We start from the raw sequence: 24,600 nt of genomic DNA, 5'->3' as shown, positions 1-24,600 counted from the left end.
TGGCGTTTCCTCTATTCGCGCGAATATGAGACATTGCGATGATAAAAACCGGGTTTTGTAAACCCTTTGGTTACCAAGTTTCTTCATCCTTTAAAGACAGTCGGTTCTCGTTGCTGACGGACTGGGTCTTCTGGACCGGATCTTCAGGGCGACGGTCTCAGGCGCGGCATGCATTTGAGACAGTTGCAATCTCTTGAAGGCGGGGATGCGTGGATATCCTCCAGCCTTGGTAAAAAGTTGCGGCGTTGAGCCGCCAGCCGCTGACCGGCTGTTTGGGTACGAGTTGTGAGTATGGCGTTCGCGGTCGATTTCTTTCCCAGCACTGGCAGGCCCGGCAACGGTAGGTCCATCACTGGCAAGTCGGGCACCGGAAGCTCAGGGCGCGCAAAATCCGTCCTGGTTCCCAGGCTGATGTCCGGCGCGGCGCTTGTCGGCGGTAGCCTTGCCGCCGGTCTTTGGGTCGCCGTGGCATTCGGCACTCTGCACGGTGTCGGGTTTTCACAGGCCTCTGTCTCTGCTCCCTTTTCGAGGGATATGGCAGCGGAATTCCGCAATTGCCTGATCTTGCCAAAGCCGCCTGTCGCGGCGGTAAGGCGGGACGAAGTCCGATCTGCCCAGGTGGTGAAGGAAAAGATGGCGCAGGTCCGCCACGAAATCGCGGCCCTGTCCACTCCGGTTTCCAGACCGCTTGACCTCGCCGGACGCGCAATTCTTGAACAGGCGCTGGCCGTCTCCATTGCCGAGCGGGCATTGGCGCAACGCTGGAGCAATGATACGGGCAGCCAGGTTGCCGAGGCCGCAGCGGCAAAGCCCCAGCAGCCAGCCCAACCAACCGTGATGCCGCCGCAGCAGGTTGCTGAGGCGATCCTGAAGACGGCGCCGCCCCTTGGCCAGATAAACCAGCCCTTGTCCGCGCAATTGCAGCCGGTCGCAACCGCTATGGTCGCCGACCGCAGCCGCGAACCTGTCGCTCCGTCGCAAGCTGGCCCGACCACTATTGCCTCTGCCGAACCGCCCGCTGCCAAGCCGATGCAGGTGGCCATGCTGCCGGATGTGGTGCCGGCGCCGATCAACCGGCCCAAGGGCGACCCTTTCCGCGAAGTCCTGGTAGCGCCCAAGCCTGAAACAGATGCCGACACCTCCGCCCGGCCGCAGCCGAAGACCATTCCGCTGAAATCCGCACCGGAAAAAACCGCGCCGAAGACGGTGATGGCCTATGCCCGCTCGCAGGAGGTGATGGACGATGATGAAAGCCCGTCGATCTTCCGCAAGCGTGCCTCATTGCCCGGTCGCGGCAGCGGTGTCGCCGTCTATGATATTTCCAGCGCCACGGTCTATATGCCCAATGGCGAAAAGCTGGTGGCGCATTCCGGTCGCGGCGAAAATCGCGACAATCCGCGCTCCGTCCACATCAAGAACCGTGGTGCGACCCCACCGAATATCTATCGGCTGACCCTGCGTGAAAGCCTGTTCCATGGTGTCGAGGCCTTGCGGATGACGCCGGTTGGCGGCAACAATATGTATGGCCGCGATGGCTTCCTTACCCATACATTCCTGCTGCGGGTACGTGGCGATTCCAGTGGCTGCGTGGTGTTCCAGGAATATCCGCGCTTCCTGGCCGCCTACAAGCGCGGCGACATCAAGACGCTGATCGTGGTTCCGACCGTGGCCGAACTGCCGAAATACATGGCAAAGCTGTAATACGAGCAACCTTTGAGTCGAAAACGCCGCGCTGCCAACAGCGCGGCGTTTTCGCGTTCAAACCAGATGCTGGAAGGCCAGGATGGCGCAGGTGACCGTGATGGCACCGCCGATGCGGGTGGCGATCTGCGAAAATGGCATCAGGCTCATCCGGTTGGCGGCGGTCAGAATGGCGATATCGCCAGTGCCGCCCTGGCCGCTGTGACAGCCAACCACAACGGCGACATCGATGGGAAACATCTTGACGAGGCGGGCGGACAGAAATCCGGTGCCGATCAATGTCAGCACGGTGCTGACCACCGTAACCACCGTTTGCAGGGTAAAGGCGCTGATAAAGGATTGCCACGGCGTGTAGGAAATGCCCATGGCAAACAGCAGGGGCCAGGTCACGATGCGCGAGAAAAACGCGTACACTTCTCGTCCGCCGTCTTCAAGGCTTGGCGATACCAATTGACCCAGCTTGGCAATCACCACCAGAAACAGCATGGTGATCGGGGCTGGAAAATCCAGAAGCCGCTGGGCGAGAACACCCACCAGATAGAAGGTGACGATGGTGACGCCTGCCGTTGCAATCATCGCGCGGTCGACCGGCTGTTCACCCGGCTTTTTACCGTTAATGTCGATATTCAGCAGGCCCGCCTGCAACCGGCCTTCGCCAGTGAGGTGAGGATAGCGTTTGCCGAGCACATTGAGCAGCCCGCAAATCACCACGGCTGTGAAGCTGCCCAGCATGACGACGGGAATAATCTGCGCGAAAATCTCGTTCTGCGGCTGAGACAGAACGCCGGAATAGCCCATGGACAGCGGGATTGCGCCTTCGCCCAAGCCCCCGGCCATGATGGGCAGGACGACGAAAAACAGGCTGTGCTCGAAGGTCATCCCCATGATCACGCCGACCAGGGTGCCAACCAGCATGGCGGTTATCGAGCTGATCGCCAAAGGCACGAAAATCTTGAAAAACCCGGCAATCAGCACGCTCCGATCCATGCTGAGGATGCTGCCGACGATGATGGCGGCAATATACATGTAGAGGAAATTGGAGCTCTTGACGAAACTGTTGATCGCTTCAGCGACCGGCGGCGGGATGAGGCCGTAAAACACCATGGCGGACGGCACCACGAAACACAGGATCGCCGCTCCCCCCATCATGCCGAGCCATGGCAGCCAACGGCCGAGCTGCATGAAGAAGAAGCCGCCAAACGACAGAATGGCAATCGACATGGTCAGGTCGGAGGGCACTTTGCCGGTGGCAGCGAAGGCGGCAATCAGCACGAAGAGAAGAATATAAATTGGAACGGGAACGACGCCGATTTTCATATCGACGATCCGCCACCATTGTTCTCGCCAGCCATTTATTGCGCCAGCCGGTGTTGAGTTGGGGGGGCGGTCATCGTGCTGAGTGGGAGTGTTGCCTTGCAGTCGTTCGGATGTTTTATCGGCCTGGGAAGCAGCTGAATGTTGATCGCTATCGAAAATTGATGGCACTATAAACTCCTGTCTAACGTCTGGGCTTCGTTTTATAGGAGCCTCCGCAAAGGTAAATTAAAAAAGTCCTGATGCCATGGGGCATATTTTCCCAGGGAATACGCCCTGCCGCTGCTTCAAAACCGCTCGCGATAAGCCTGGGGGGTCGTGGAGAGCATACGCAAGAAGCTTCTGCGCATGGTTTCATCCGCGCCGAACCCACAGCGCAGCCGTGTTTGAGCAACACTGACACCCTGTTCCAGCAGACGTCTTGCTGCTTCCACCCTTATTTCTTCCACGGCCCGCGCTGGCGTTCGTCCGGTGGATTTGAGGTAATGGCGACAAAAGCTGCGCGTGCTCATATGAACATGGTTGGCGAGCGTTTCCACCGACAGATCACGACGCAGATTATCCAGAATCCAGCTGTGCAAAGCGTCAAACCGGTCGCTCCCTTGCTGTAAAGCCAGCATGGTGCTGAACTGCGACTGTCCGCCGGGTCGCTTAAGAAAGACCACCAATTCGCGTGCAACAGCAAGAGCAAGGTTTCGGCCAAGATCGGCCTCCACCAGAGCCAGCGCCAGATCAATTCCCGCAGTGACGCCGGCGGATGTCCAGATATGGCCATCCTGAAGAAAGATCGGGTCCGGGTCGAGTTTGACCTGCGGAAAGCGTTCGGAAAACTCCGCACAGCGGTTCCAATGGGTGACGGCTTTACGCCCGTCCAGCAAGCCAACCTCAGCCAGCAAAAACGCACCACTACAGACCGAGCAAACACGGCGGGCATGGGCGGCCTTGGCGCGAATCCAGTCCAGAATGTCCTCATCACAGCAGGCGGAATTAACGCCCCGACCACCGGCAATCATCAGCGTGTTGATTGCTTGATTTGCCTTCGCAAGTTCCTGGCTGGCAATGGCAAGGCCCGAATGGGTGATCACTTGCCCGGTCTTTGCAACCAGGCGGAGCTGATAGGCAGGAGGCTTTCCCAACAGGCGCAATTCGTCATTGGCGGTGGCGAACACCTGAAACGGGCCAGTGATGTCGAGCAACTGGGCATTCTCGAAGCCGAGGATTTCGATGATACGCATGGATTGGCAGAATTCGAGTGATTGTTGGCAATTTTGCCAAGTGTCTTTCAGCTAGGGTGTCTCTGTCAATCCTCGAGCGACACTCTCGCGGTGTTGACCCTTCACGAGCGCGTTTGTGTCAAAGCCGAAAATGCGCTGCGTTCACCCTGCCCATGCCCGTGTGGGCGGCTTTCCACAAGGAGTGAAAAGTGACCTTTCATGTCGGAATTCTCGTCTTTCCGAATGTTCAGCAACTGGATCTGACGGGTCCATTTGAGGTGTTTGCCTCTGCGCCGGATGTTGTCGTGCATCTGATCTGGAAAGACCTGGCGCAGATCATGTCTGCAACGGGTTTACCATTGTCGCCAACAGTGACTTTCGCCCATTGCCCACCATTGGATGTCATTTGCGTGCCGGGCGGGAAAGGCATTGATGCCTTGATGGAAGATGAGGATGTGCTGACATTCCTTCGGGAAAAAGCCCCAGATGCAGCCTTTGTCACCTCTGTTTGCACGGGATCGCTCGTGCTGGCGGCGGCGGGGTTGCTGAAAGGTAAGAAAGCCACCAGTCATTGGGCGTCAAAACACCTGCTGGCTCCATTGGGAGCAATTCCGACGCAGGGCCGGATCATCACCGATGGCAATGTTATAACGGCAGGCGGGGTCACGGCCGGGATTGATTTTGGCCTGACCGTTCTTGCGGCCCTGATCGGCGAGGATGTGGCCCAAACGGTTCAGCTGGCTCTGGAATATGCGCCCGCTCCCCCCTTTCAGGCGGGAACGCCGGAAACAGCACCGGCTGCCATCGTCGCCAGGGTGCGCGAAAATCTGGCGGCAACGCTGAAGCAACGGCAGGACATTGTTCACCTGATGACTGCTTCATAATTCCTTAAATGACACGGCAGGGCGTCTGCCCTGCCGTGTCACGTGGTTTGCAAGCTGATCCCGATCAGGCGGCGTGGCGCATGCCCCGGTCTGCCTTGTGGACCTTGAACTGCGAGATCAGATTGAGCAGGTTGACGGTTTCCTCGGCCAGTTTCGAGGTGCTGGCAGCGGCCTCCTCGACCATGGCGGCATTTTGCTGGGTCATCTGGTCCATCTGGTTGACGGCAGTATTGACTTCGCTGAGGCCGGTGGATTGCTCGTTTGCTGCTGTGGCAATCGAGGTGACCTGACTGGAAATGCCGATCACCTTTTGCTGGATTTCCCTCAGCGCTTCCCCGGTGCCGGTAACCAGCCTCACGCCTGTTTCCACTTCATTCGACGATTTGGTAATCAGCGCCTTGATGTCCTTGGCAGCGGTGGCCGACCGCTGCGCCAGTTCGCGGACCTCCTGCGCGACAACGGCAAAGCCTTTGCCGGCCTCGCCAGCACGGGCAGCTTCCACCCCGGCATTCAAAGCCAGAAGGTTGGTCTGGAAGGCAATCTCGTCAATCACATTGATGATCTGGGTGATTTCGTTGGAGGCTTGCTCGATGCGGCTCATGGCGGCTGTCGCGTCCTGGACGACATTGGCGGATCGCTCGGCAAATTGACGGGCTTCCGAGACCATTTTGCTGGATTCCTGCGCCCGTTCGGTCGAGGTTTTTACCGCCACGGTGATTTCTTCCAGGGCAGACGAGGTCTCTTCAAGCGAGGCCGCCTGGGTTTCCGTCCGGCGAGACAGGTCGTTGGAGGCCTGGCGGATTTCGTCGGCGCCGCCATTGATGACATCTGCGGATTGGCGCACCTGCTCCATCAGCAGCCGCAGCTTGGTCATGGTTTCGTTGACATTGGTCTGCAACTCGGCAAACACGCCTTGATATCTGCCGCTCATGGATTCCGTCAGGTCGCCATTCGAGAGAGCGGAAACCACCCGCCTGGTTTCGGCGATACCCTTGTCGACAGAGTCCACCAGCGTGTTGACGTTGCTGGCAAAGGCGTCCAGATCCGGATTGTCGTAGTGCTTGGTAATGCGGCTGGTGAAATCACCGGCGACCGCTGCCGAGACGACCGTGGCAATATCGGATTGCAGATCGGCATTTTTCTGCTGCAAAGCGGCTTCCTGGGCGGCCAGCTGGCGAATCTTAACGGCATTCTGCTTGAAGATATTGACGGCCTTGGCCATCAACCCGACCTCGTTATCATAGGTGAGGCCCGGGATATCGGTCTCCAACTGGTTGTCGGCCAGCTTGCTCATCGCGGAGGTGATCGCCAGGATCGGACGGCTGATGCTGCGGGCGATCAATACGGCCAATACGGTGGCGAAGAGAAAGCCAAGTGCGGCGACAATAACGGCTGTTGTGATCGAAGCGCGCATTGTCTCCTCGATACGAGGACCGAGCGTGTCCTGCTCTTTCTTCAGGACCAGTTTCAGTTCTTCGGTGTCCTTGGCCAATTTCGGGCCGACGGTATTCATGACATTGGTGATGACGGAATTGCGCTTGGTGATAACAGCCTGTGTCTTGGTCAGGTCGCTGATATAGGTGTTGAGATCATCCAGGGTGGCTTTGAACCGCTGAGCGCGTTCGGGAATAATGATAGCCGCTGTAACCTCGGTGGAGCGGGCCAGCGCATCCTGTGCTGCCGCCATCGCCGCTTGGTAATCCGTGGTCTCGTTGTTCAGCAGGTATCTGGTGGCAGCCAGCCGCATGACGAAGGTCGAGGCCAGAAACTGAGTGGCTTTGTAAGCTGCAATATTATTACCGCTGCTGTCGAAATCACCGAGCAATTGTGAGGTGGATTTTTCAATTCCAGGGCCTAGCCGGTCGAGGCTTGTATCGACCAGTTTGTCGCGTTCCGATTGGGCGGCGACAACGGCCTTGAAGCCATTTTCATAGTCGGCAACGGCAGCCGTGAACCCGGCTGACGCGGATTTCTCCGCATCGGAGCGGGCCATAGACAAGAGATTGGCGGTGCTCTCCTTGACGGTGGCCAGTCGGTTGTCAAAAGCAGCAAGATTATCGGCGGATTGGTCGGCTTGATATTTCAGAAAGGCCAGGCGAGCTTCCAACATGTTTGCCTGCACGCGGCCTGCTTCATTGGTCAGCCGGGCAATAGCGCGATAATCAGTAAAGTTGGACTGATTACTGGTGTTGGAATAGACTGACATGCCGGCAATGGTGATGAGAATGGCAATAATGATGCCGAAACCACCATATATCTTGTAACTGAGTTTTACATTGTCGAGCATTGGATTGATTTCCTCTTTGGTGTCGTCTTTCGCCAGATAGATTAATTAAATCTAATGTAGATAGACATAAATTAAAAAAATATAAAATGCTTGGATTTATAGATTTGTGCGTCAGAAAAAATGCATTGTGATAAACGGCGATTTTCAGAAAACCCGTTCCAGTTTGAGCAGAAATTTTGCTGACCGAAATCAATCTGAAAACTGCTGATGTAATAGCGTTTCAACGCATTACTTATTTCAATAAATAACAAAATTATTTAATAAATATTTATTCGAATAAAAATATAAATACATATAATTTTTCATATGCACTAGGTGAAGCAATTTTTGGTTGTATATTTTGTGCAAAAAACAAATTTTGCAAAATTTCAATTTATCAAAAAATACAAATGATTGAGGAATGATTTTGTATGGAAGAGAAATACGGGAGATTGTGACGGGTTGTTTTGGCGGAGGCAGTAAATCCCGAAAGAGTACAGTGATAAAAAGATCGTTGCCCCGGGTTTTTACGTATATCAAGACGGATTGAAAGCGACCCTGGAGATACAAACCGCGCTGTCAGCATGTCAGAGACTTGGTATTACAGCGCCGAAAATCCTTCAAAGCGCGGATGCGTGAAATAGATGGATAAAACCATTTTCGCGGCGACACGAAATACGGTGATGCTCTCATATCTTGGATGAGCTTGAATGATGCCGCGAATGTAGAGGTCAATACCACCGCACATTTGATAAAGCCCAGGGTGGTGCAACCCTCCCATAGGCTTGAAATATTCGAGACACCTATACCGCATAATTCCTTAAACAACTTGAGGCTTAAGGTGCGCATTATCCAGGCGATATAAAGTGCTATAGCGCCGTGCCGATTCCACTTCTTCGGCACGAGGCTATAGCCGAGAATATAAAACTGTGTTTCCGCGTCAAATCGACGGGTTCCCGATAAGATCTATCATCCGACAGACCTGCCCCGCCCAATCTGAGCCGGGCAAATTCTAGAACAGCACGCTGGCGCCCTGGTCTGCCGGGCCTGCAATGCGACGCAGAGGGGCAAACAGTTCACGTCCCATGCCGAAGTCATTATCCGCCAAGTCAATGACTTCTGGGCTGCGACCGGCAAACTCCTCGGCATCGACAAGCACTTCCAGCGTTCCCGCCACGGCATCGAGACGGATCATGTCGCCATCGCGGATCTTGGCAATCGGTCCACCATCGACGGCTTCCGGCGTGATGTGGATTGCGGCAGGCACCTTGCCCGAAGCGCCGGACATGCGTCCATCCGTTACCAGTGCTACCTTGAGGCCACGGTCCTGAAGCACGCCAAGCGACGGGGTCAGTTTGTGCAATTCCGGCATGCCATTGGCTTTCGGCCCCTGGAAGCGCACCACGGCGATGAAGTCGCGGTTCATCTTGCCAGCCTTGAAGGCATCCTGCATGTCCTGCTGGCTATGGAACACCATGGCAGGCGCCTCGACGATGTGGCGCTCCGGCTTGACGGCGGAAATCTTGATCACCGCCTTGCCCATATTGCCGGTCAGCATTTTCAAGCCGCCATTCGCCTGGAACGGTGCTTCGATCCGCGACAACACTTTTGGATCGGCACTGTCTTCGGGCGAGGGTTGGCGGTCGACGGTGCCATCGGCGTTCAGATGCGGCTCGATCGTGTAGGCGGCAAGTCCCTGGCCATAGACCGTGCGCACGTCGTCATGGACGAAACCGGCGCGCAGCAATTGCTTGATCAGGAAGCCCATGCCACCGGCGGCGTGAAAATGGTTCACATCCGCAGAGCCATTCGGATAGACGCGTGCCAGAAGCGGCACGATGTCGGAGAGGTCGGAAATATCCTGCCAGCTGAGCAGAATGCCCGCCGCCCGCGCCATGGCGATCAGGTGCATGGTGTGATTGGTGGAGCCGCCCGTGGCATGCAGGCCGACCACGCCATTGACGATGGAGCGCTCGTCGATCATCTCGCCCGATGGCGTGTATTGGTTGCCAAGCGCGGTAATCGCCAGCGCCCGCTTGGTGGCTTCGCGGGTCAGCGCATCGCGCAGCGGCGTGCCGGGATTGATGAAGGAGGCACCGGGCATGTGAAAGCCCATGATTTCCATCAGCATCTGGTTTGAATTGGCCGTGCCGTAGAAGGTACAGGTGCCGGGGCCGTGATAGGATTTGGATTCGGCTTCCAGCAGTTCGGCCCGGCCAACCTTGCCCTCGGCATAGAGCTGGCGAATGCGGGTTTTTTCGTCATTCGGCAGGCCCGTGGTCATTGGCCCAGCCGGAATGAACACGGAGGGCAGATGACCGAAAGTCAGCGCCGCGATCATCAAGCCAGGGACGATCTTGTCGCAGACCCCGAGAAACACCGCTGCATCGAACATGTTGTGGCTGAGACCGATGCCAGCCGCCATGGCAATCACATCGCGGGAAAACAGCGACAGTTCCATGCCGGGCTGGCCCTGCGTGACGCCATCGCACATGGCGGGCACGCCGCCTGCCACCTGGGCGACGCCGCCCACCTCGCTGGCCGCCTGGCGTATCAGCGCCGGATAGGTTTCAAACGGCTGGTGCGCCGACAGCATGTCGTTATAGGCGGTGATGATGCCGAGATTGGGGACGGTGTCGCCAGCAAGTGCGGCCTTGTCCCCGGGGGAACAGACCGCAAAGCCATGGGCGAGATTGCCACAGGCCAGCGTCCCCCGGTTGACGCCCTTGCCAGCGGCCCGGCGAACACGGTCCAGATAGGCTTCGCGGGTCGGCTTCGAGCGCTCGACAATGCGCTTGGTGATGGCTTCGATACGGTGATCGGCACTCATGAAAAGCATCCTTCCTGAAAAAGGGCAGGGGGCAACGGGCAGCACCGGCTTCGTCGCGTTTGTGTAACCCATCGTTTGCAGGCGATTTGCGGCCCCGGTCTCAGGGCCGCTTGATGGAGCGCCGTTAAGGCGCCCAGTAAATATCGACAGGCGTTTCAGCCCGGGCCAATACGGCACGAACAGGCATTTCGGTTTCGTCCGTGCCTGCCAGAGCTTTGTCCAGTACCGCCTGTTTTTCCGCGCCCTCGATATGAACGATCAGCAGACCGGCATCGGCGAGGCTGGAAAAAGACAGGGTCAGCCGCGGTTCGCCAGCGCCCGGCGCTTGCATGGTGATCACGCGGGGCGGGAGCGTCAGATCAAGCGCGTCTTCCAGATTGTCGCCACCCGGGAAGAACGAGGCGGTGTGGCCATCGGTTCCCATGCCGAGGATAACCACGTCGAGCGGCGTGCCGAGGTCGGATACCGCATCGCTCGCCACCGCAGCAGCAGCCTCGATGGTCTCTTCCGGCGAATAGAGCGGCACGAATTCGGCCTCGGCGGCCTGGTTCTTCAACAGATGTGTGGCGACCAGCAAATGGTTGGAACGGGGATTGTCCTCAGGCACGAAACGCTCGTCGACCAGCGTCACCGAAACCTTGTCCCAGTCCAGTTCCTTTTGCGACAGTGCCTCGAAGAAGGCCTTGGGGGTGGAGCCGCCGGAGACAGCCAGCGACGCTGCGCCGGAGGCGGCAATCGCCTCCGCCAGCGCTGCGGCTACACGGTCGGCCAGCGCTGTTGCCAGCGCCGTGCCATTGTCAAAGCTATGCAGTGTATGCGCCATGATGCCGTTGCCCTCAGTCATTCTCGTGCCAGGTACGACCGTCACGCTCGATCAGCGCGATGGCCTGGCTTGGTCCCCAGGTGCCGGATGTATAGCCCTGCGCCTTCTGGCCGACCTCTTCCCAGCTCTTCAGGATCGGATCGACCCAGTTCCAAGCGGCTTCCACTTCGTCGCGGCGCATGAACAGCGTCTGGTTGGAGCGGATCACGTCCATCAGCAGCCGTTCATAGGCATCGGGATTGCGCACGCCGAAGGATTCGGCAAAGCTCATATCCAGCGGCACATGGCGCAGACGCATGCCGCCGGGGCCTGGGTCCTTGATCATCAGCCATTGCTTGACGCCCTCATCCGGTTGCAGGCGGATCACCAGCTGGTTGGCCTCGATACGGCCGACATCGCCGAAGATCGAATGGGGGATCGGCTTGAACTGGATGACGATTTCCGAAACGCGGCCCGCCAGACGCTTGCCGGTGCGCAGGTAGAACGGCACGCCCGCCCAGCGCCAATTGTTGATCTCGGCCTTGATGGCGACGAAGGTTTCCGTGTCGGAACTGTCGCCCAGCTCTTCTGTGTAACCCTTGACCGCACCGCCCGACGAAGCACCGGCCCTGTACTGGCCGCGCACGGTGAGCTTTTCGACATTGGATGTATCGATCGGCTTCAGCGCCCGCAGCACTTTCAGCTTTTCGTCGCGCAGTGCCTCTGAATTCATCGAGGACGGGGCTTCCATGGCGACGAGGCAAAGCAATTGCAGGATATGGTTCTGCACCATGTCGCGCAGCGCGCCAGCCTTGTCGTAATAGGTGACGCGACCTTCCAGGCCGACGGATTCGGCCACGGTGATCTGCACATGGTCGATATGGGCGGAATTCCACAGCGGCTCATAGAGCGCATTGGCAAAGCGCAGCGCCATCAGGTTCTGCACGGTTTCCTTGCCGAGATAATGGTCGATGCGGAAGATCTGCTCTTCCTTGAAAACCTTGCCGATCGTGTCGTTCAGCGCTTGGGCCGAAGCCAGATCGCGGCCAATCGGCTTTTCCACCACGATGCGGGTGGATTTGGTAATCAGCTTGTGATCGCGGATCTTGTCGGCAATATCGCCGAAAATCGATGGGGAAACGGCCAGATAAAAGGCGCGCACGATGTCCTTGCCGGTATCGAGCAGCTTTTTCAGCGTATCCCAGCCCTTGTCATCCTTGGCATCGACCGAGACGTAATGCAGCCGGTCGAGAAAGCGCTTGACCTGGCTCTCTTCCAATTCATCGGGCTTCAGAAATTCCTTCAGGGCCTTATGAGCGAATTCGCGGTATTCCGCATCCGTCATCGGCGAACGCGAGGCCCCGATGATCCGGGTCGGCTCGGTCAATTGGCCAGCCAACTGGCGGTGATAAAGGGCCGGCAGAAGCTTGCGCTCGGCAAGATCCCCGGTGCCGCCAAAGACGACGTAGTCAAAGGGTTCGACAGGAATAATCTGGCTGCTCATAAGGGCATCTCTCATTCATGGCCATCGGCTAGGCTAATGGGCAAAGCTATTGGCACGGTTTATAATTCAATCGATTTAAAAAAGCCAGTCCTGGCGCTTCTAAAACGCCCGACCCTTCTAAAACGAAAGCGTGAATAGCGTTCCTTCAAAAACGGTCGCGCAGGGCATACCAGCTGAGCGCCAGGAACAGAAGCGGTGAGCGCAGCCGGGACCCGCCTGGAAAAGCCGGAACCTTTAACTCCTTCAACAGGTCCAACTCGCTGGCTTCTCCCAGAACCGATTTGGCAAACAGCGTACCGCAATAGTTTGACAACATCACGCCATGGCCGGAATAACCGGCGACGGAAATCACCCCTGGCATGACCTCGCGGGCAAAAGGCTGGCGGTTCATGGTGATGCCCACCGAGCCGCCCCAGGCATGGGTCATTTCGATGCCTTTCAGAGCCGGATAGATCTCGGTGATCTGGCGGCGGATATGGTCGGAAATGTCGCGCGGGCTATCGGCGGTATAGGCCTCGCGTCCGCCAAACAGCAATTGGCCGTCGCGGGTCTTGCGGAAATAGCGCACCACGAACCGACTATCGGCGACCGCTTCCGAGCCGGGCAGAATGTCCGGAAAATCCTTGAGCGGCACGGTGGCACCGATGAAGGAGCGAATCGGCATGACATGGGACGCTGTCACCGGTTCCAGATTGCCGATATAGGCATTGGTGGCGATCAGCACATGGCGGGCGGTAATCGTACCCTTCGGCGTTTCGATCATCGTCTTGCCACCGCTTTGGGCAATCGATGTGGCCTTGGTCATTTCATGCAGGCGGGCTCCGGCGTTTTTCGCCACTTTCGCCAGACCCACCAGCAGTTTCAGCGGGTGGATATGTCCGGTGCCGATATCGCGGATGCCGCAGTAATAATGGCTGGAGCCAAGCCGTGCCGCCGTTTCCTCACGGTCCATGAAATGCATATGCGGATAATCGAACCGTGTGGCGGCAATCTCGACACTTTTGCGATACTCCTTGTCCTTGCCGCGCTTGTGCTCGACGTTTAGCTGGCCGGGCATGAATTCCATGTCGATCTGGTGTTCGCGGGCAAAATCCAGAATATAGCGTTTGGCGTGTTCGGCCATATCGAACAGCGCCTTGGCGCGCTCAAAACCAAATTCGGCTTCAAGCTCCTCCGGCCAGGCGCGCTGGCCGGTGCCGAACTGACCGCCATTGCGCCCCGAGCCGCCATCACCGAACCGCCCGCCTTCTATCAGCACCACACCGACACCGGCGCGTGCCAGCGTATAAGCCGCCTGCAAGCCGGTATAGCCGCCGCCGACAATGGCGACATCTGTCGTGGTCGAACCATCCAGCGGTTCGTATTCAGGGCGTTCGCCCACGGTGGCTTGATACCAGGAAAGGCCGGGTGCAATCGGGCTTTGCCACATGCGAAGCTCCTTTTTGAATGCTGCAAGGCGACCCGCCTGGGACAGCGGGCGCCGTGACAGCTATATGGATCAGACGTTCAGCAGCAGGAATTCACGCTCCCAGGGGCTGATCACCTGCATGAAGGTCTCGAATTCGCCGCGCTTGACGCCCGCATAGATATCGATGAAGGCGCGGCCGAACACGGTTTCGAAATCCGGCTCGCTTTCCAACAGGGCGACGGCTTCCAGCAGGCCGCGTGGCAGCTCGATGGAGCCCTCGTTGGCGGTATCTGCCGTCGGCGCGGTCGGCTCGATGGCCTTGCAGATGCCGAGATAGCCGCAGCCGAGCGAGGCGGCCAGTGCCAGATAAGGGTTGGAGTCCGAACTCGGCAGCCGGTTTTCCACCCGTCGCGCCGCCGCATCGGAAATCGGCACCCGGAAAGCGGTGGTGCGATTGTCATAGCCCCAGGCATTGTTGACCGGGCAGGCCATATCGGGTGTCAGGCGGCGATAGGAATTGACATAGGGCGCCATCATGACCAGCGAATTCGGCACATATTTCTGCATGCCGCCGATGAAGTGGAAAAATTCAGACGACGGCGAACCATCGGCCTTGGAAAAGATATTGCGGCCAGTTTCGATATCCACCACCGACTGGTGGATATGCATGGCCGAGCCCGGCTGGCCCTGCATCGGCTTGGCCATGAAGGTCGCAAAAATCCCGTGTTTCAGCGCTGCTTCACGAATGGTGCGCTTGAACAGGAACACCTGGTCGGCCAACTCGATCGGATCGCCGTGCCGCAGGTTGATTTCCAGCTGGGCCGGGCCTTCTTCATGAATCAGCGTGTCGATTTCCAGGCCCTGCTTGGCCGAGAAGTGATAGATATCGTCGATCAACTCGTCGAATTCGTTGATCCCGGCGATGGAATAGCCCTGGCCGCCGATGATCGACCGGCCCGACCGGCCTTTCGGCGGATGCAGCGGGTAATCCGGGTCCTCATTCTTGGCGACAAGGTAGAATTCGATTTCCGGGGCGACGACCGCCTTCCAGCCCTTTTTCTCGTAGAGGCTAAGGACGTTTTTCAGCACGTTGCGCGGCGTATAGCTGACATCCTCGCCTTCGGTGCCGACGATGTCGCAGATCACCTGCGCGGTCGGATCGGTCTCCCAGGGCACGACCGACAGCGTCGAGAGGTCTGGCAACAGCTTGATGTCGCTATCGCGGCTGTCATAGCGGAAATTGCCGGTTTCATCGGGATATTCGCCCGAGATCGTGTGGCGATAGAGCGCTGACGGCAGGGCAAGGGAGGTATTGCTGGTGAATTTCGAGCTCGGCATCATCTTGCCGCGCGGCACACCGGCCAGATCCGGCGTAATGCATTCGATATCCTCGATACCCCGGGAGCGCAGCCAGGAAGCCGCTTCTTTCCAGGTCTTGACCCCACGCGTCGGGCTGATATCTGGGGGAATGCCTGCTTTTTTGGATGCCGCGCCCTTGGGTCTGAGCATTGTCTTTTTTGCAGGCATGTCTCACCGGATCTGTGTTGATAATGATGCCATCATATCCGCCTCGCTGGAATTGGCGAGGGTGAATATGCAATTGACATCGCTTTGCCGATCGAAAACACAACAGACATGGCGATGATGACGAGGACATGACATTGGACAAGCGGGTGGATGTGGTGGTGATCGGGGCAGGGGCCGCCGGCATGATGGCGGCGATCCGGGCTGGCCAGCGGGGCCGGTCTGTGGCCGTGCTCGATCATGCCAAGGCACCGGGCGAAAAGATCCGCATTTCCGGCGGCGGGCGCTGCAATTTCACCAATATTCATGCCGGACCGAAACAGTATCTCAGTTCCAATCCGCATTTTGCCAAATCGGCGCTGGCCCGGTTCACGCCTGCCGATTTCATCGCCATGGTTGAGCGCCACCGGATCGGCTGGCATGAAAAAACCCTTGGGCAATTGTTCTGCGATGACAGCGCCAAGGATATTATCCGCATGCTTCTGGAAGAGATGCGCGCCGCCGGTGCCAGGCTGCATGTGCAGACCGACATCCGCGCCGTGGAAAAGACGCTGGACGGTTTTCGCGTCGAGACCTCTGAAGGCGCCATTGTCTGCCAGTCGCTGATCGTCGCCACCGGCGGCAAATCCATCCCGAAAATGGGCGCCACCGGCTTTGCCTATCGCGTCGCCGAGCAATTCGGCGTTGGCCTGGTCGAGACCCGCCCGGCGCTGGTGCCGCTGACGCTGGAACCGGGACTGCTGGAGGAATTGGCGCCGCTGTCCGGCATGGCCGTCGATGCGCTGGTGCGTCATGGCAAGACCGAATTTCGTGAGGCGCTGCTGTTTACCCATCGCGGTCTAAGCGGCCCGGCCATCCTGCAAATCTCCTCCTATTGGCGCGAGGGCGAGGCCATTACCCTGTCGCTGCAACCGGAGCTGGATTTTCTGGACCTGCTGAAAACCGCCCGACGCGACAATGGACGTCAGGCGGTGCAGACGGTTTTGGGCCAATATCTGCCGAAGCGGCTGGCGCAATACTGGACGGAGCGCCACGGGCTGGAAAAGCCGCTGGCCGACCTGTCTGACAAGGTCTTGGCAGGTATTACTGATGCCTTGTGCAACTGGCAGATCAAACCGGCGGGATCGGAAGGCTACCGCACCGCCGAGGTGACCCTGGGCGGTATCGATACCCAGGCGCTGGACTCCAAGACTATGCAGGTTAAGGCAGTTCCCGGCCTGTCTTTCATCGGTGAAGCCGTCGATGTCACGGGATGGCTGGGTGGCTATAATTTCCAGTGGGCCTGGGCGTCGGGCCATGCGGCAGGCCTTGCGGCGTAATATTTGTCATCCTAGTGGAATGAATTTGACATTTGATATCCCCTTGCGGCACCGTCGAGGATCAAATGTCAAATTCTTAAATTCCACTAGAAACAGAGACTTGCTAGTGGTCCTGAAGATTCCGACATTTGCTCTCGAGGGTGCTGCAAACGGATGCAAATGTCGGAATCGGACCACGAGTGCGACGATACGATTTGTTTACCGCAATTGTGTCCCGCATGGACAAGTCTTGCGCCATGCCGCATTCCCGCCACCATCTTTCAATAGTTGTTAATATACCTCAGTCATCGTGATCTTCCGCCTCGTTGTTTTACTGTTTTTCGGGACGGGTTAGGGTTACGATCAAGGTCGGGGTGATTCCCCGCTTAACTTTTGGAAAGTGCTGCCAATGAACAGACCCATCCGGAAGGCCCGTGCCATTGCTATCGCCAAGGCGCGCGACGATCAGAACAAGCTTATCCTGCGCAGCGCTGGCCTCGGCCTGATGGCCTGCTTCATGGTCTATGGCCTGATGCTGATTGGCGTTATCGGCTGATCAGACCTTGGCGCCTGCGGCAAAGCGGCGACTGTCGCTTCTGCCTGCGCGTCCACATCCTCCGGCGCACATCTGCGGCCCTTTCGCATGCCGAAAAGTCTGGAAAAGATCCTTCTTAGGCGCGGCCAGGATGGCTCACTATAAAACCTGTAAAACGCATCCTCTTGCTGGGCGGGCGTCAATGCATGACGGCTGATCGCCTCCCGTCTTATGGTTTCCTGAAAGGCAAGCAATCCGATAGAGTCCATGACCGTCATCTCCAGTGTTCTGGAGAAGGCTAACCTTTCATGGATGATGGATATATCGCCGAGATTGCGTTATATCGTTCACCCATGAAAAACCTGCCCTGGGATACCTACCAGCTCTTCATCGATGTGGCGCGCAATGGCGGGCTGACGGGGGCTGTGCACTCCACCGGCCTCAGTGCCGCCACCCTTGGCCGGCGGATGGTAGAGCTGGAGCAAAAGCTGGGCCGGGTCCTGTTTCACCGGGCCCAGACGGGGTATACGTTAACGGTGGATGGTCGTGCCTTGCTCGATCATCTGAAATCCTTTGAGGCGGCGGAGCGCGGCATTGATCTCTGGCGCCAGCAGGCGTCGCAGCCAGCGCTGGTACGGGTGACGGCGGGAACGTGGATTTCCTGGTTGATCGCCCAGAACCTGCCGAAGCTGTGCCGGAGCAATGATCGCTTTCGCCTCGATCTGCATATTACCGAAGAGCGCGCTGCCCTTGCGCATCGCGAAACCGATATTGGTATCCGGGCTTTTGAGCCGCAGGAGAGCAATCTTGCCAGGGTCCCGCTCGGCGAGGTTGCCTACGCGGCCTATCGCCACCGCCTTGCCGACGAACTGGAAGTGCAGCCCTGGATCGCCGTAGCGCAGGATGCGGCAATCTCAGCCTATTTGAAGTGGCCGCATCAGCATAAGGCCGAACAGATCCTGATCACCGTCAACCGTCCGCGCTCCCTCAAGGATATGGCGGTCTCAGGCATGGGCCTTGCGGTCCTGCCGTGTTTTGTCGGCGATAGCCATCCGCAGCTTCAGCGGGTTGGCGATGAGATTGCCGAATTGCGCCATCGGCAATGGCTGGTCACCAATAATGATGACCGGCATAGAAGCGAGATCCGCGATTGCGCCCGGCGTTTGGTTGCCCTGATGAGAGACTTTGCGGATACCTTCGCCGGGCGGCGATAGAGGTGAAACCACATGTTTCAAATAAACGCATAGGGATTTAGGTTAAATAAAAGCAACTCAAGGTTTATTTTCTTGTGCCGAAAATAGAAGTTTATGCAGAGTGCGTTGCTTTTTAGAACGGAGTGGTCGTGGATCACTATAAGTCGACATAGAATATTCAGAATTTATTCAGACCCCCATGCAAGAAAAGAAAGGCGGCAATTATATTCGTTTATTCGAATTAATTAATTTCGCCCTTTGTTTCGGGGGTTTGGCTATGGTATTTGATCGTCTTCTTTCTCGCTGCAAGATTCAGACCAAGGTTCTGGTCTTCATCGTTCCGTTCGTTCTCAGTATTTCGGCCGTCGGTCTGACCGGCTATTACGCATCGCGTATCCTGCAAGGGCAGATGGAAGTCACCAATAGTGTGGTCAACACGCTGAGTGGTTTCAAGAATGTCTATGCAGCGATGACAGCTTTCCTGCAAAAGACCACGGATGCATCGAAAACGGCGCTGGATCAGGAGCTGGATAAGCAGTTGACCAGTTTGAAAACCATGCGCGCTTCGATTTCGGGTGAGAGCGGTACAAGCCAGGTCGATACAGCCATTGCCGGAACACAGGCGATTGCCAGTCAGATCAGGCGCCTTTGGGAGCTGAACCAGGGCGCGGCAGATCTGCGTGCGGCGCTGGAGGCCGATACCCAGCAACTGTCCAGCCAGCAGAGCGACCTGCTTTCCTATTCCACCCATGTCCGCGAGGCGCTGGCCAAGGATGAAAATCAGGCCAAGACCATGTTGCGCGACTCCGACCGGTTGACGCGCGGCGCCAATCTGATTGCCCAGTTGGTCACCGATTTCAACAGCGCCACAGACCCTGAGGCGAAGATGAGCCTGGTCAAGGCGCAGATGCCGGGGCTGAAAAAGGCCGTCACCGATATCGTCTCCGCCTTGCCTGCGGATCAGGCCGTGCTTGGCACATCATTGACCGACAATATTCAGCAATTGGCCGCCCAGGTCGAAATCGGCATTGTCAACGACACAACGGTTGGCGCAGCGGAACAGGCGATCAACCTGATGCGTCCGGTTTCCATCCGCTTGCAGGGCGCGTCTACCTTGAAATCCCGGCAGGCGACGGGGGTGTTTGGAACGCTCGACCAGCCGATTGCCGAAGCGACCGCTTTGCTCACCGCCACACGTCAGCTGGTGGATATCAGCAACGGGGTTGAGTTGCGCAGTTCGCGGTTCCTGGCGGCGGCATCGGCGGATGGTCTGCAAAAATTGCAGGCCTCGCTTGGCACCCTGAAGCGTCGTGCCGCAGCCATGGCCAAGGACCCTAATGTTAGCGCAGACATTAAGGCAAAGCTGGCACAGGTCGCGCCATTGACAGAGGTTATGGCCGAAAAGGGCACCCAACTGGTGGCCATGGATGGCCAGAGAACAGCCGCTTTTCTTGCCGCCGCCCGCGATATCGACGCCATCTGGTCGCAGCTGAGTGATTTTGCCGCCTCCCAGCGTCAGGTGGCTGATGGGCAGCGTGCCTTTGCCGATACCATGTCGGCGCTGGCTCTTCTGGCGGGCATCGTCATCGCCATTGTCGCTGGCATCGGCCTGATCGCCACCTTCAAGGGACCGATCAACCAGATCACCGCCGCCATGCGCCGCCTGGCATCCGGCGATCTCGAGATCCAGATTGCTGGCGGCACGCGTCCTGATGAGATCGGCGATATGGCCCGCGCCCTTGGCGTGTTCAAGGACAATGCCGAGGCGAAGATCCGCGCCGAGGCCGAGGGTGCGCGGGTTCGGGCTGAAAGCGAGGCTGAGCGCGCCCGCAACGATGCGGAAAAGCAGCAGGCCGACCAGGACGTGCAATTTGCGGTGACGGAACTGGCCGCCGGGCTGGAGCGTCTTGCCAATGGCGATGTCTCCGCCACGCTGGATCATCCTTTTGCCGGGCGTATGGAACAGTTGCGCAGTGACTTCAACCGCTCGCTGACCCGGCTGAAGGAAACCATTGGCCTGATCCAGGGCAATGTCACCGCCATTCAGGGCAATGTGCAGCAAATGGCCCATTCCACCGACGACCTGTCGCGCCGCACGGAAACCCAGGCCGCCTCACTGGAAGAAACCGCTGCCGCCGTCAACGAAGTCACCTCCAATGTTCGCCAGGCCGCCGACAGGGCGCGTGAGGTCAATGATATCGTTGGCGAAACCCGAGGGAATGCCGAGAAATCGGCTGTCGTGGTCGGCAATGCCGTCTCTGCCATGGGCCGGATCGAGGATGCTTCAAAGAAGATTGAGCAGATCATCAGCGTCATCGAGGAAATCGCCTTCCAGACCAATCTGTTGGCGCTGAATGCCGGTGTCGAGGCAGCCCGCGCGGGTGAAGCGGGCAAGGGCTTTGCCGTCGTTGCCCAAGAAGTGCGCGAACTCGCCCAACGCTCTGGCCGCGCCGCAAAAGACATCAAGGCGCTGATCAACACCTCCACCGAAGAGGTCAATGCCGGAGCAAGGCTGGTGCAGGAAACCGGGGCTGCCCTGACCGTCATCAGCCAGCAGATCGCCACGATCAGCACCCATGTCGAAGGCATAGCGGCCGCCAGCCGCGACCAATCGGCAGCGCTTGGCGAAGTCAACAGCGCCGTCGGCCAGATGGACAGCCTGACCCAGCAAAACGCCGCCATGGTCGAAGAAACCTCCGCCGCCAGCCGCCAACTGGCCGACGAGGCGGATCAATTGGTGGGGCTGTTGCAGCAGTTCAAGCTGGAAAGCGGTGCGCAGGCAGGGCGTTGGGACCGGGCGGCTTGATAGTTATGGTATGAGATGAGAGGCGCCCGGTTGAGAGACCGGGCGTTTTTATAGGCATTTGATATAAAACGATAAGCGGCATATCTGACAGAGAACCGCCATCACTTACGTTCCCCGTTTATGGCTCCGCCCCCCTCATCCGGATGCCGCCACCTTCTCCCCGCTGGGGAGAAGAGGGAAGGAGCCGCAGCGCCTGTTGTTTCATCGCCCCAGCGGGGAGATGTCGGCCGAGTTTCGCTTCCGGTTGATTGAAGTATGCGTTCATGACAAAATCTTTGTCTGAAAATTAGCGTGTGGCGTGAGTAATGTCGGGAGACGTAATATTAGTAGTATACGATTGGCTGCATTTGATGTGGACGGAACACTGCTGCGAGGCGAAAACATCTGCGGTTGTATTGGCAGGCATATCGGGCGCTCAACGGAGATGGGTGCCTTCGAGCTGCTTCGATCTCGCGAGGACATGACGAAGGGACGGGAGGCTATGGTCGAATGGTACCTTCCTTTCAGTAAGGCTCAATTGATCGAACATCTGGCAGACCTTCGTCTTGCTCCAGGCGTCACACAAGGTTTCGCCCGGCTGAAGGCCGCAGGGGTAAAGATTGCCCTTGTCTCTATAACTTGGCACTTCGCGGTAGAATGGCTCGCCGCTGAATAACTTGGCACTTCGCGGTAGAATGGCTCGCCGCTGAACTGGGTGCCGACTATGCAATTGGTACGGGCTGGCGGGAGGACAACACACTCAGTCATTTCTGGCCGGAAGATAAGGCCGTTTATCTGAACTCTCTCCTCGCCGAACTTAAACTAGAGCCGGGGGCTTTGGCAGCGGTTGGCGATTCGCATGGTGATATTCCAATGCTTAACTTCGCCTCTCGAAGCTATTTCGTTGGTAAAGCCCCGCCACATGGGTTGCTCCATGCTGAGCACTGGCCTGACGCAAATATCGAAGAAATAGTCTTGGACATGCTCTCTCGGGTTGACGTCCTATGATCGTTTCGGTCCAAAAGCGGACGAGATCTGACACAGGCTCGAGGCTTATTTCCCCTTGCTCACCCCGTCAAAGTGAATAACCACCATAGCACAAAGCGACCGCTTTTCCTTCTTCTCCGGGTAGCTCAAAATCGTTAGAATAAAGCTCTTCTGAGCGGTCAAGCATCTGGTTTAAAACAGCGATTGATCAGCGTTTCCCGAAAAGAGAAATACGTGAGCCTTATCTGGCCGAGTCGCAAGCCAGCGGTGCCTTCTCAGCGCTATCAACTTACCAGCTCTTTGTTTTTACGCATTTTCGGTTGGCAAAACCGGTGTCCACTTTTTCTGGAAATGCTCTAAACAGAACACTGCTGTGAACCTTGAACACCCCACAATGAAGAAAAAGTTGACGAAAAAATTCATCTATTGCAATGAGAGGTGGTAACGGGCGCATTCTGCCGTCAGACGGGATGGCCCGACGCTAATGATGTGCCAGCCGGAGCCGTTCATGTCAGAAACACGCCCTGCGATATTGCCGATCCTGCGGCTGCTTTTGGTCGAATACTGGCGGGACGCGCGGCTTACCACGATCATGATTCTGGCTACATCGCTGGTTGGGTCGGTGGCTTCGATCACCGCTCCCTATCTGTTTTCCCGCGCCGTTGACGATCTGACGGAGCGGACGGGCAATGCTTTCCAGATCTTTCTGCTCTATGCCGTTTTGTTTGGCGTCGCTTCCGCTTTCAGCCAGGCATCGCGGTTCCTGATTTTCCTGTGTGCTGAAAAGCTCTGCTATATCGCCAACCTGGCCTTCTTCGCGCGTCTTTTGAGGAAGACGCATGGATTTTTCCTGGATCACAATCCGGCCGATATCGGCGCGGCAATGCAGGAAGGGCAGCAGACCCTGAACATTATCACCCAGCTTGGCATGGGTGGCTTTTTGCCGGGCATTGTCCAGATCGCCTTGAGTGCACTCCTGCTTGGACAACTCGTCAGCTGGGACATCGCCCTGATCGTCCTGACCTATGGAGCCGTTGTGGTTGGCCTCGACTACATGCGGATCGGGCGCGTCAATCCGTTTCTCGACAAGGCGATAGCATGTAGCCAGGACAATGCGAGACTTGTCGGCAATGCGGTTGCCGTCATCGACACGCTTCGCCAGACACGCGGGGAAAAGTGGATCGCGGGCCAGTTTGCCAGAAGTGCAGGGGAGACCTTCAGCAACTGGCGGCGTTATGTGCTGGCCAGCAGCACGTTTGCGACCTTTCTCGGCGTTGCGGCGATGGTTCAGCTTGCCGTGACCTTCCTGCTTCTTGTGCCGCAATATCGTGCTGGCCACCTCTCGATAGGCGATATCGTGCTGTTCAACACGCTCTTGATCCAGCTAAACGAGCCTTTTCACCTGATCGGCATGGCGATCAAGGAAACGGTGGAAGCAGCGGCGCGGTTTCGCCCTTTCGCCGCCATGTGGGCCGCGCCGGAAGCGATCCGGCCTGCAAATCCCATTGCCTATCATCCCTCGCAGGGATCGCTTGTGTTTGAGGACGTGACCTTCCGCTATCCGAATGGCCGCGGGATTTCGAAACTGTCCTTCACGGTTGAGCGAGGCACGCCGACATTTCTGGTGGGCGAGACTGGGTCCGGCAAATCCACTGTCCTGCGGTTGCTGCTGAAAAGCCTGGAGCCCGCCGAAGGCCGCATTCTGGCGGATGAAACAGATCTCGTGCGGATCGACAGTGATGATTGGTTTGCCCATGTCGGCGTGGTGCCGCAGGAGGTTGCGCTGCTCAATGACACGCTCACGGTCAATATTGTGCTCGGACGACCATACGATGCGCAGCATCTGCGCGAGGTGGCAAGGCAGGCATCCATTCTAACGCGCATCGAAGCCATGCCCGACGGCTTTGAAACGGTTGTGGGCGAGCGCGGATTAAAACTTTCGGGCGGAGAACGCCAGCGGATTGCCATCGCCAGAGCGCTTTACGGCAATCCCGCCATCCTCGTTCTCGACGAGGCGAATTCGGCACTCGACGAGGACACCGAACGGCAAATCATGGACGGGCTGCGCGATCTGGCGCAGAACCTTACCATCATTGCCGTGACCCACCGCCTATCGTCCATTCGTTCATCCGACCAGGTTGTGCGCCTTGAAGCAGGTGAATGAACGTCGCCAAAGTAAAATCGATCCGGTTCTTATTCCGTGCTTGATGCCATGATTATAAATTCCGGCGTTGTACGGTCGATGTTCGTGCGAACCAGGTGGTTGACGGCAACCAAGACCGCTTTGCCCAATCGTTTTCACTGTCGTAAACACGTGCCTGCGCGAAATACAACGCCCCGCATTTCCTTAAATAT

General features: G+C 57.6%; 17 protein-coding genes. 9 read left to right on the top strand and 8 right to left on the bottom strand.

Translation table 11 applies throughout. The features are described 5' to 3' along the window. Nucleotides 1–291: 291 nt before the first annotated feature. A complete protein-coding gene (locus V6582_RS07430) occupies nt 292–1,701 on the top strand; it encodes a tlde1 domain-containing protein (protein ID WP_156631911.1) in 1,410 nt (469 codons plus the stop codon). A 57-nt stretch (nt 1,702–1,758) separates the two neighbouring features. Here the strand turns inward: V6582_RS07430 and V6582_RS07425 are convergent, their stop codons facing one another. Continuing rightward, nucleotides 1,759–3,018, bottom strand: a complete 1,260-nt coding sequence (locus V6582_RS07425) for a 2-hydroxycarboxylate transporter family protein (protein ID WP_197434381.1) — start codon at nt 3,016–3,018, stop codon at nt 1,759–1,761. A gap of 284 nt (nt 3,019–3,302) precedes the next feature. Then, the gene (locus tag V6582_RS07420; RefSeq protein ID WP_156631910.1) at nt 3,303–4,250 is read right to left on the bottom strand and encodes a GlxA family transcriptional regulator; all 948 of its coding nucleotides are present in this window, start codon (nt 4,248–4,250) and stop codon (nt 3,303–3,305) included. Nucleotides 4,251–4,438: 188 nt separating this feature from the next. Here V6582_RS07420 and V6582_RS07415 point away from each other — a divergent pair, with 188 nt between their 5' ends. Beyond that, nucleotides 4,439–5,113 carry a DJ-1/PfpI family protein gene (locus V6582_RS07415; protein WP_337739258.1) on the top strand — a complete coding sequence of 225 codons (675 nt, stop codon included), beginning with the start codon at nt 4,439–4,441 and terminating at the stop codon, nt 5,111–5,113. Between the two features lie 64 nt (nt 5,114–5,177). Here the strand turns inward: V6582_RS07415 and V6582_RS07410 are convergent, their stop codons facing one another. The 6 genes from V6582_RS07410 to V6582_RS07385 all read right to left on the bottom strand — a co-directional run bounded on the left by V6582_RS07410 (nt 5,178) and on the right by V6582_RS07385 (nt 15,432). Next, nucleotides 5,178–7,400 carry a methyl-accepting chemotaxis protein gene (locus V6582_RS07410; protein ID WP_156631909.1) on the bottom strand — a complete coding sequence of 741 codons (2,223 nt, stop codon included), beginning with the start codon at nt 7,398–7,400 and terminating at the stop codon, nt 5,178–5,180. Between the two features lie 991 nt (nt 7,401–8,391). Further along, nucleotides 8,392–10,209, bottom strand: coding sequence for a phosphogluconate dehydratase (gene edd, locus V6582_RS07405; RefSeq protein ID WP_156631908.1), 1,818 nt, complete (start codon nt 10,207–10,209; stop codon nt 8,392–8,394). A gap of 124 nt (nt 10,210–10,333) precedes the next feature. Continuing rightward, nucleotides 10,334–11,032 (bottom strand): 6-phosphogluconolactonase, encoded by a 699-nt coding sequence (pgl, locus tag V6582_RS07400; protein ID WP_156631907.1) that lies wholly within the window; start codon nt 11,030–11,032, stop codon nt 10,334–10,336. Between the two features lie 13 nt (nt 11,033–11,045). Next, the gene (gene zwf, locus V6582_RS07395) at nt 11,046–12,515 is read right to left on the bottom strand and encodes a glucose-6-phosphate dehydrogenase (protein ID WP_156631906.1); all 1,470 of its coding nucleotides are present in this window, start codon (nt 12,513–12,515) and stop codon (nt 11,046–11,048) included. A 145-nt stretch (nt 12,516–12,660) separates the two neighbouring features. Next, on the bottom strand, nt 12,661–13,944 hold the full coding sequence (locus tag V6582_RS07390; RefSeq protein WP_156631905.1) for an NAD(P)/FAD-dependent oxidoreductase: 1,284 nt from the start codon (nt 13,942–13,944) through the stop codon (nt 12,661–12,663). 69 nt (nt 13,945–14,013) lie between these two features. Continuing rightward, the gene (locus V6582_RS07385) at nt 14,014–15,432 is read right to left on the bottom strand and encodes a glutamine synthetase family protein (protein WP_411909750.1); all 1,419 of its coding nucleotides are present in this window, start codon (nt 15,430–15,432) and stop codon (nt 14,014–14,016) included. Nucleotides 15,433–15,578: 146 nt separating this feature from the next. Between V6582_RS07385 and V6582_RS07380 the strand changes: the two genes are divergently transcribed. The 7 genes from V6582_RS07380 to V6582_RS07355 all read left to right on the top strand — a co-directional run bounded on the left by V6582_RS07380 (nt 15,579) and on the right by V6582_RS07355 (nt 24,409). Next, nucleotides 15,579–16,766: an NAD(P)/FAD-dependent oxidoreductase gene (locus V6582_RS07380; RefSeq protein WP_156631904.1), complete on the top strand. Its 1,188-nt coding sequence runs from the start codon at nt 15,579–15,581 to the stop codon at nt 16,764–16,766. A 388-nt stretch (nt 16,767–17,154) separates the two neighbouring features. Further along, complete coding sequence (locus V6582_RS07375) at nt 17,155–17,301, top strand: hypothetical protein (RefSeq protein WP_156540775.1); 147 nt, start codon at nt 17,155–17,157, stop codon at nt 17,299–17,301. Between the two features lie 332 nt (nt 17,302–17,633). After that, nucleotides 17,634–18,494 carry a LysR family transcriptional regulator gene (locus tag V6582_RS07370; RefSeq protein ID WP_156631996.1) on the top strand — a complete coding sequence of 287 codons (861 nt, stop codon included), beginning with the start codon at nt 17,634–17,636 and terminating at the stop codon, nt 18,492–18,494. Nucleotides 18,495–18,750: 256 nt separating this feature from the next. Continuing rightward, nucleotides 18,751–21,279 (top strand): methyl-accepting chemotaxis protein, encoded by a 2,529-nt coding sequence (locus tag V6582_RS07365; RefSeq protein WP_156631903.1) that lies wholly within the window; start codon nt 18,751–18,753, stop codon nt 21,277–21,279. Nucleotides 21,280–21,616: 337 nt separating this feature from the next. Further along, nucleotides 21,617–21,934, top strand: coding sequence for a haloacid dehalogenase-like hydrolase (locus V6582_RS07360; protein WP_156631902.1), 318 nt, complete (start codon nt 21,617–21,619; stop codon nt 21,932–21,934). Beyond that, nucleotides 21,931–22,266: a haloacid dehalogenase-like hydrolase gene (locus V6582_RS27530; RefSeq protein WP_420360188.1), complete on the top strand. Its 336-nt coding sequence runs from the start codon at nt 21,931–21,933 to the stop codon at nt 22,264–22,266. Before V6582_RS07360 ends, V6582_RS27530 begins: the two co-directional genes overlap by 4 nt. 487 nt (nt 22,267–22,753) lie before the next feature. Then, on the top strand, nt 22,754–24,409 hold the full coding sequence (locus V6582_RS07355) for an ABC transporter ATP-binding protein (RefSeq protein ID WP_156631901.1): 1,656 nt from the start codon (nt 22,754–22,756) through the stop codon (nt 24,407–24,409). Nucleotides 24,410–24,600: the final 191 nt, after the last annotated feature.

It is taken from the genome of Agrobacterium vitis, from assembly GCF_037039395.1.
Lineage (GTDB): Bacteria > Pseudomonadota > Alphaproteobacteria > Rhizobiales > Rhizobiaceae > Allorhizobium > Allorhizobium vitis_E.
Note: the sequence above shows the minus strand (reverse complement) of the source record. Positions and strands in the feature narration are given on the sequence as shown.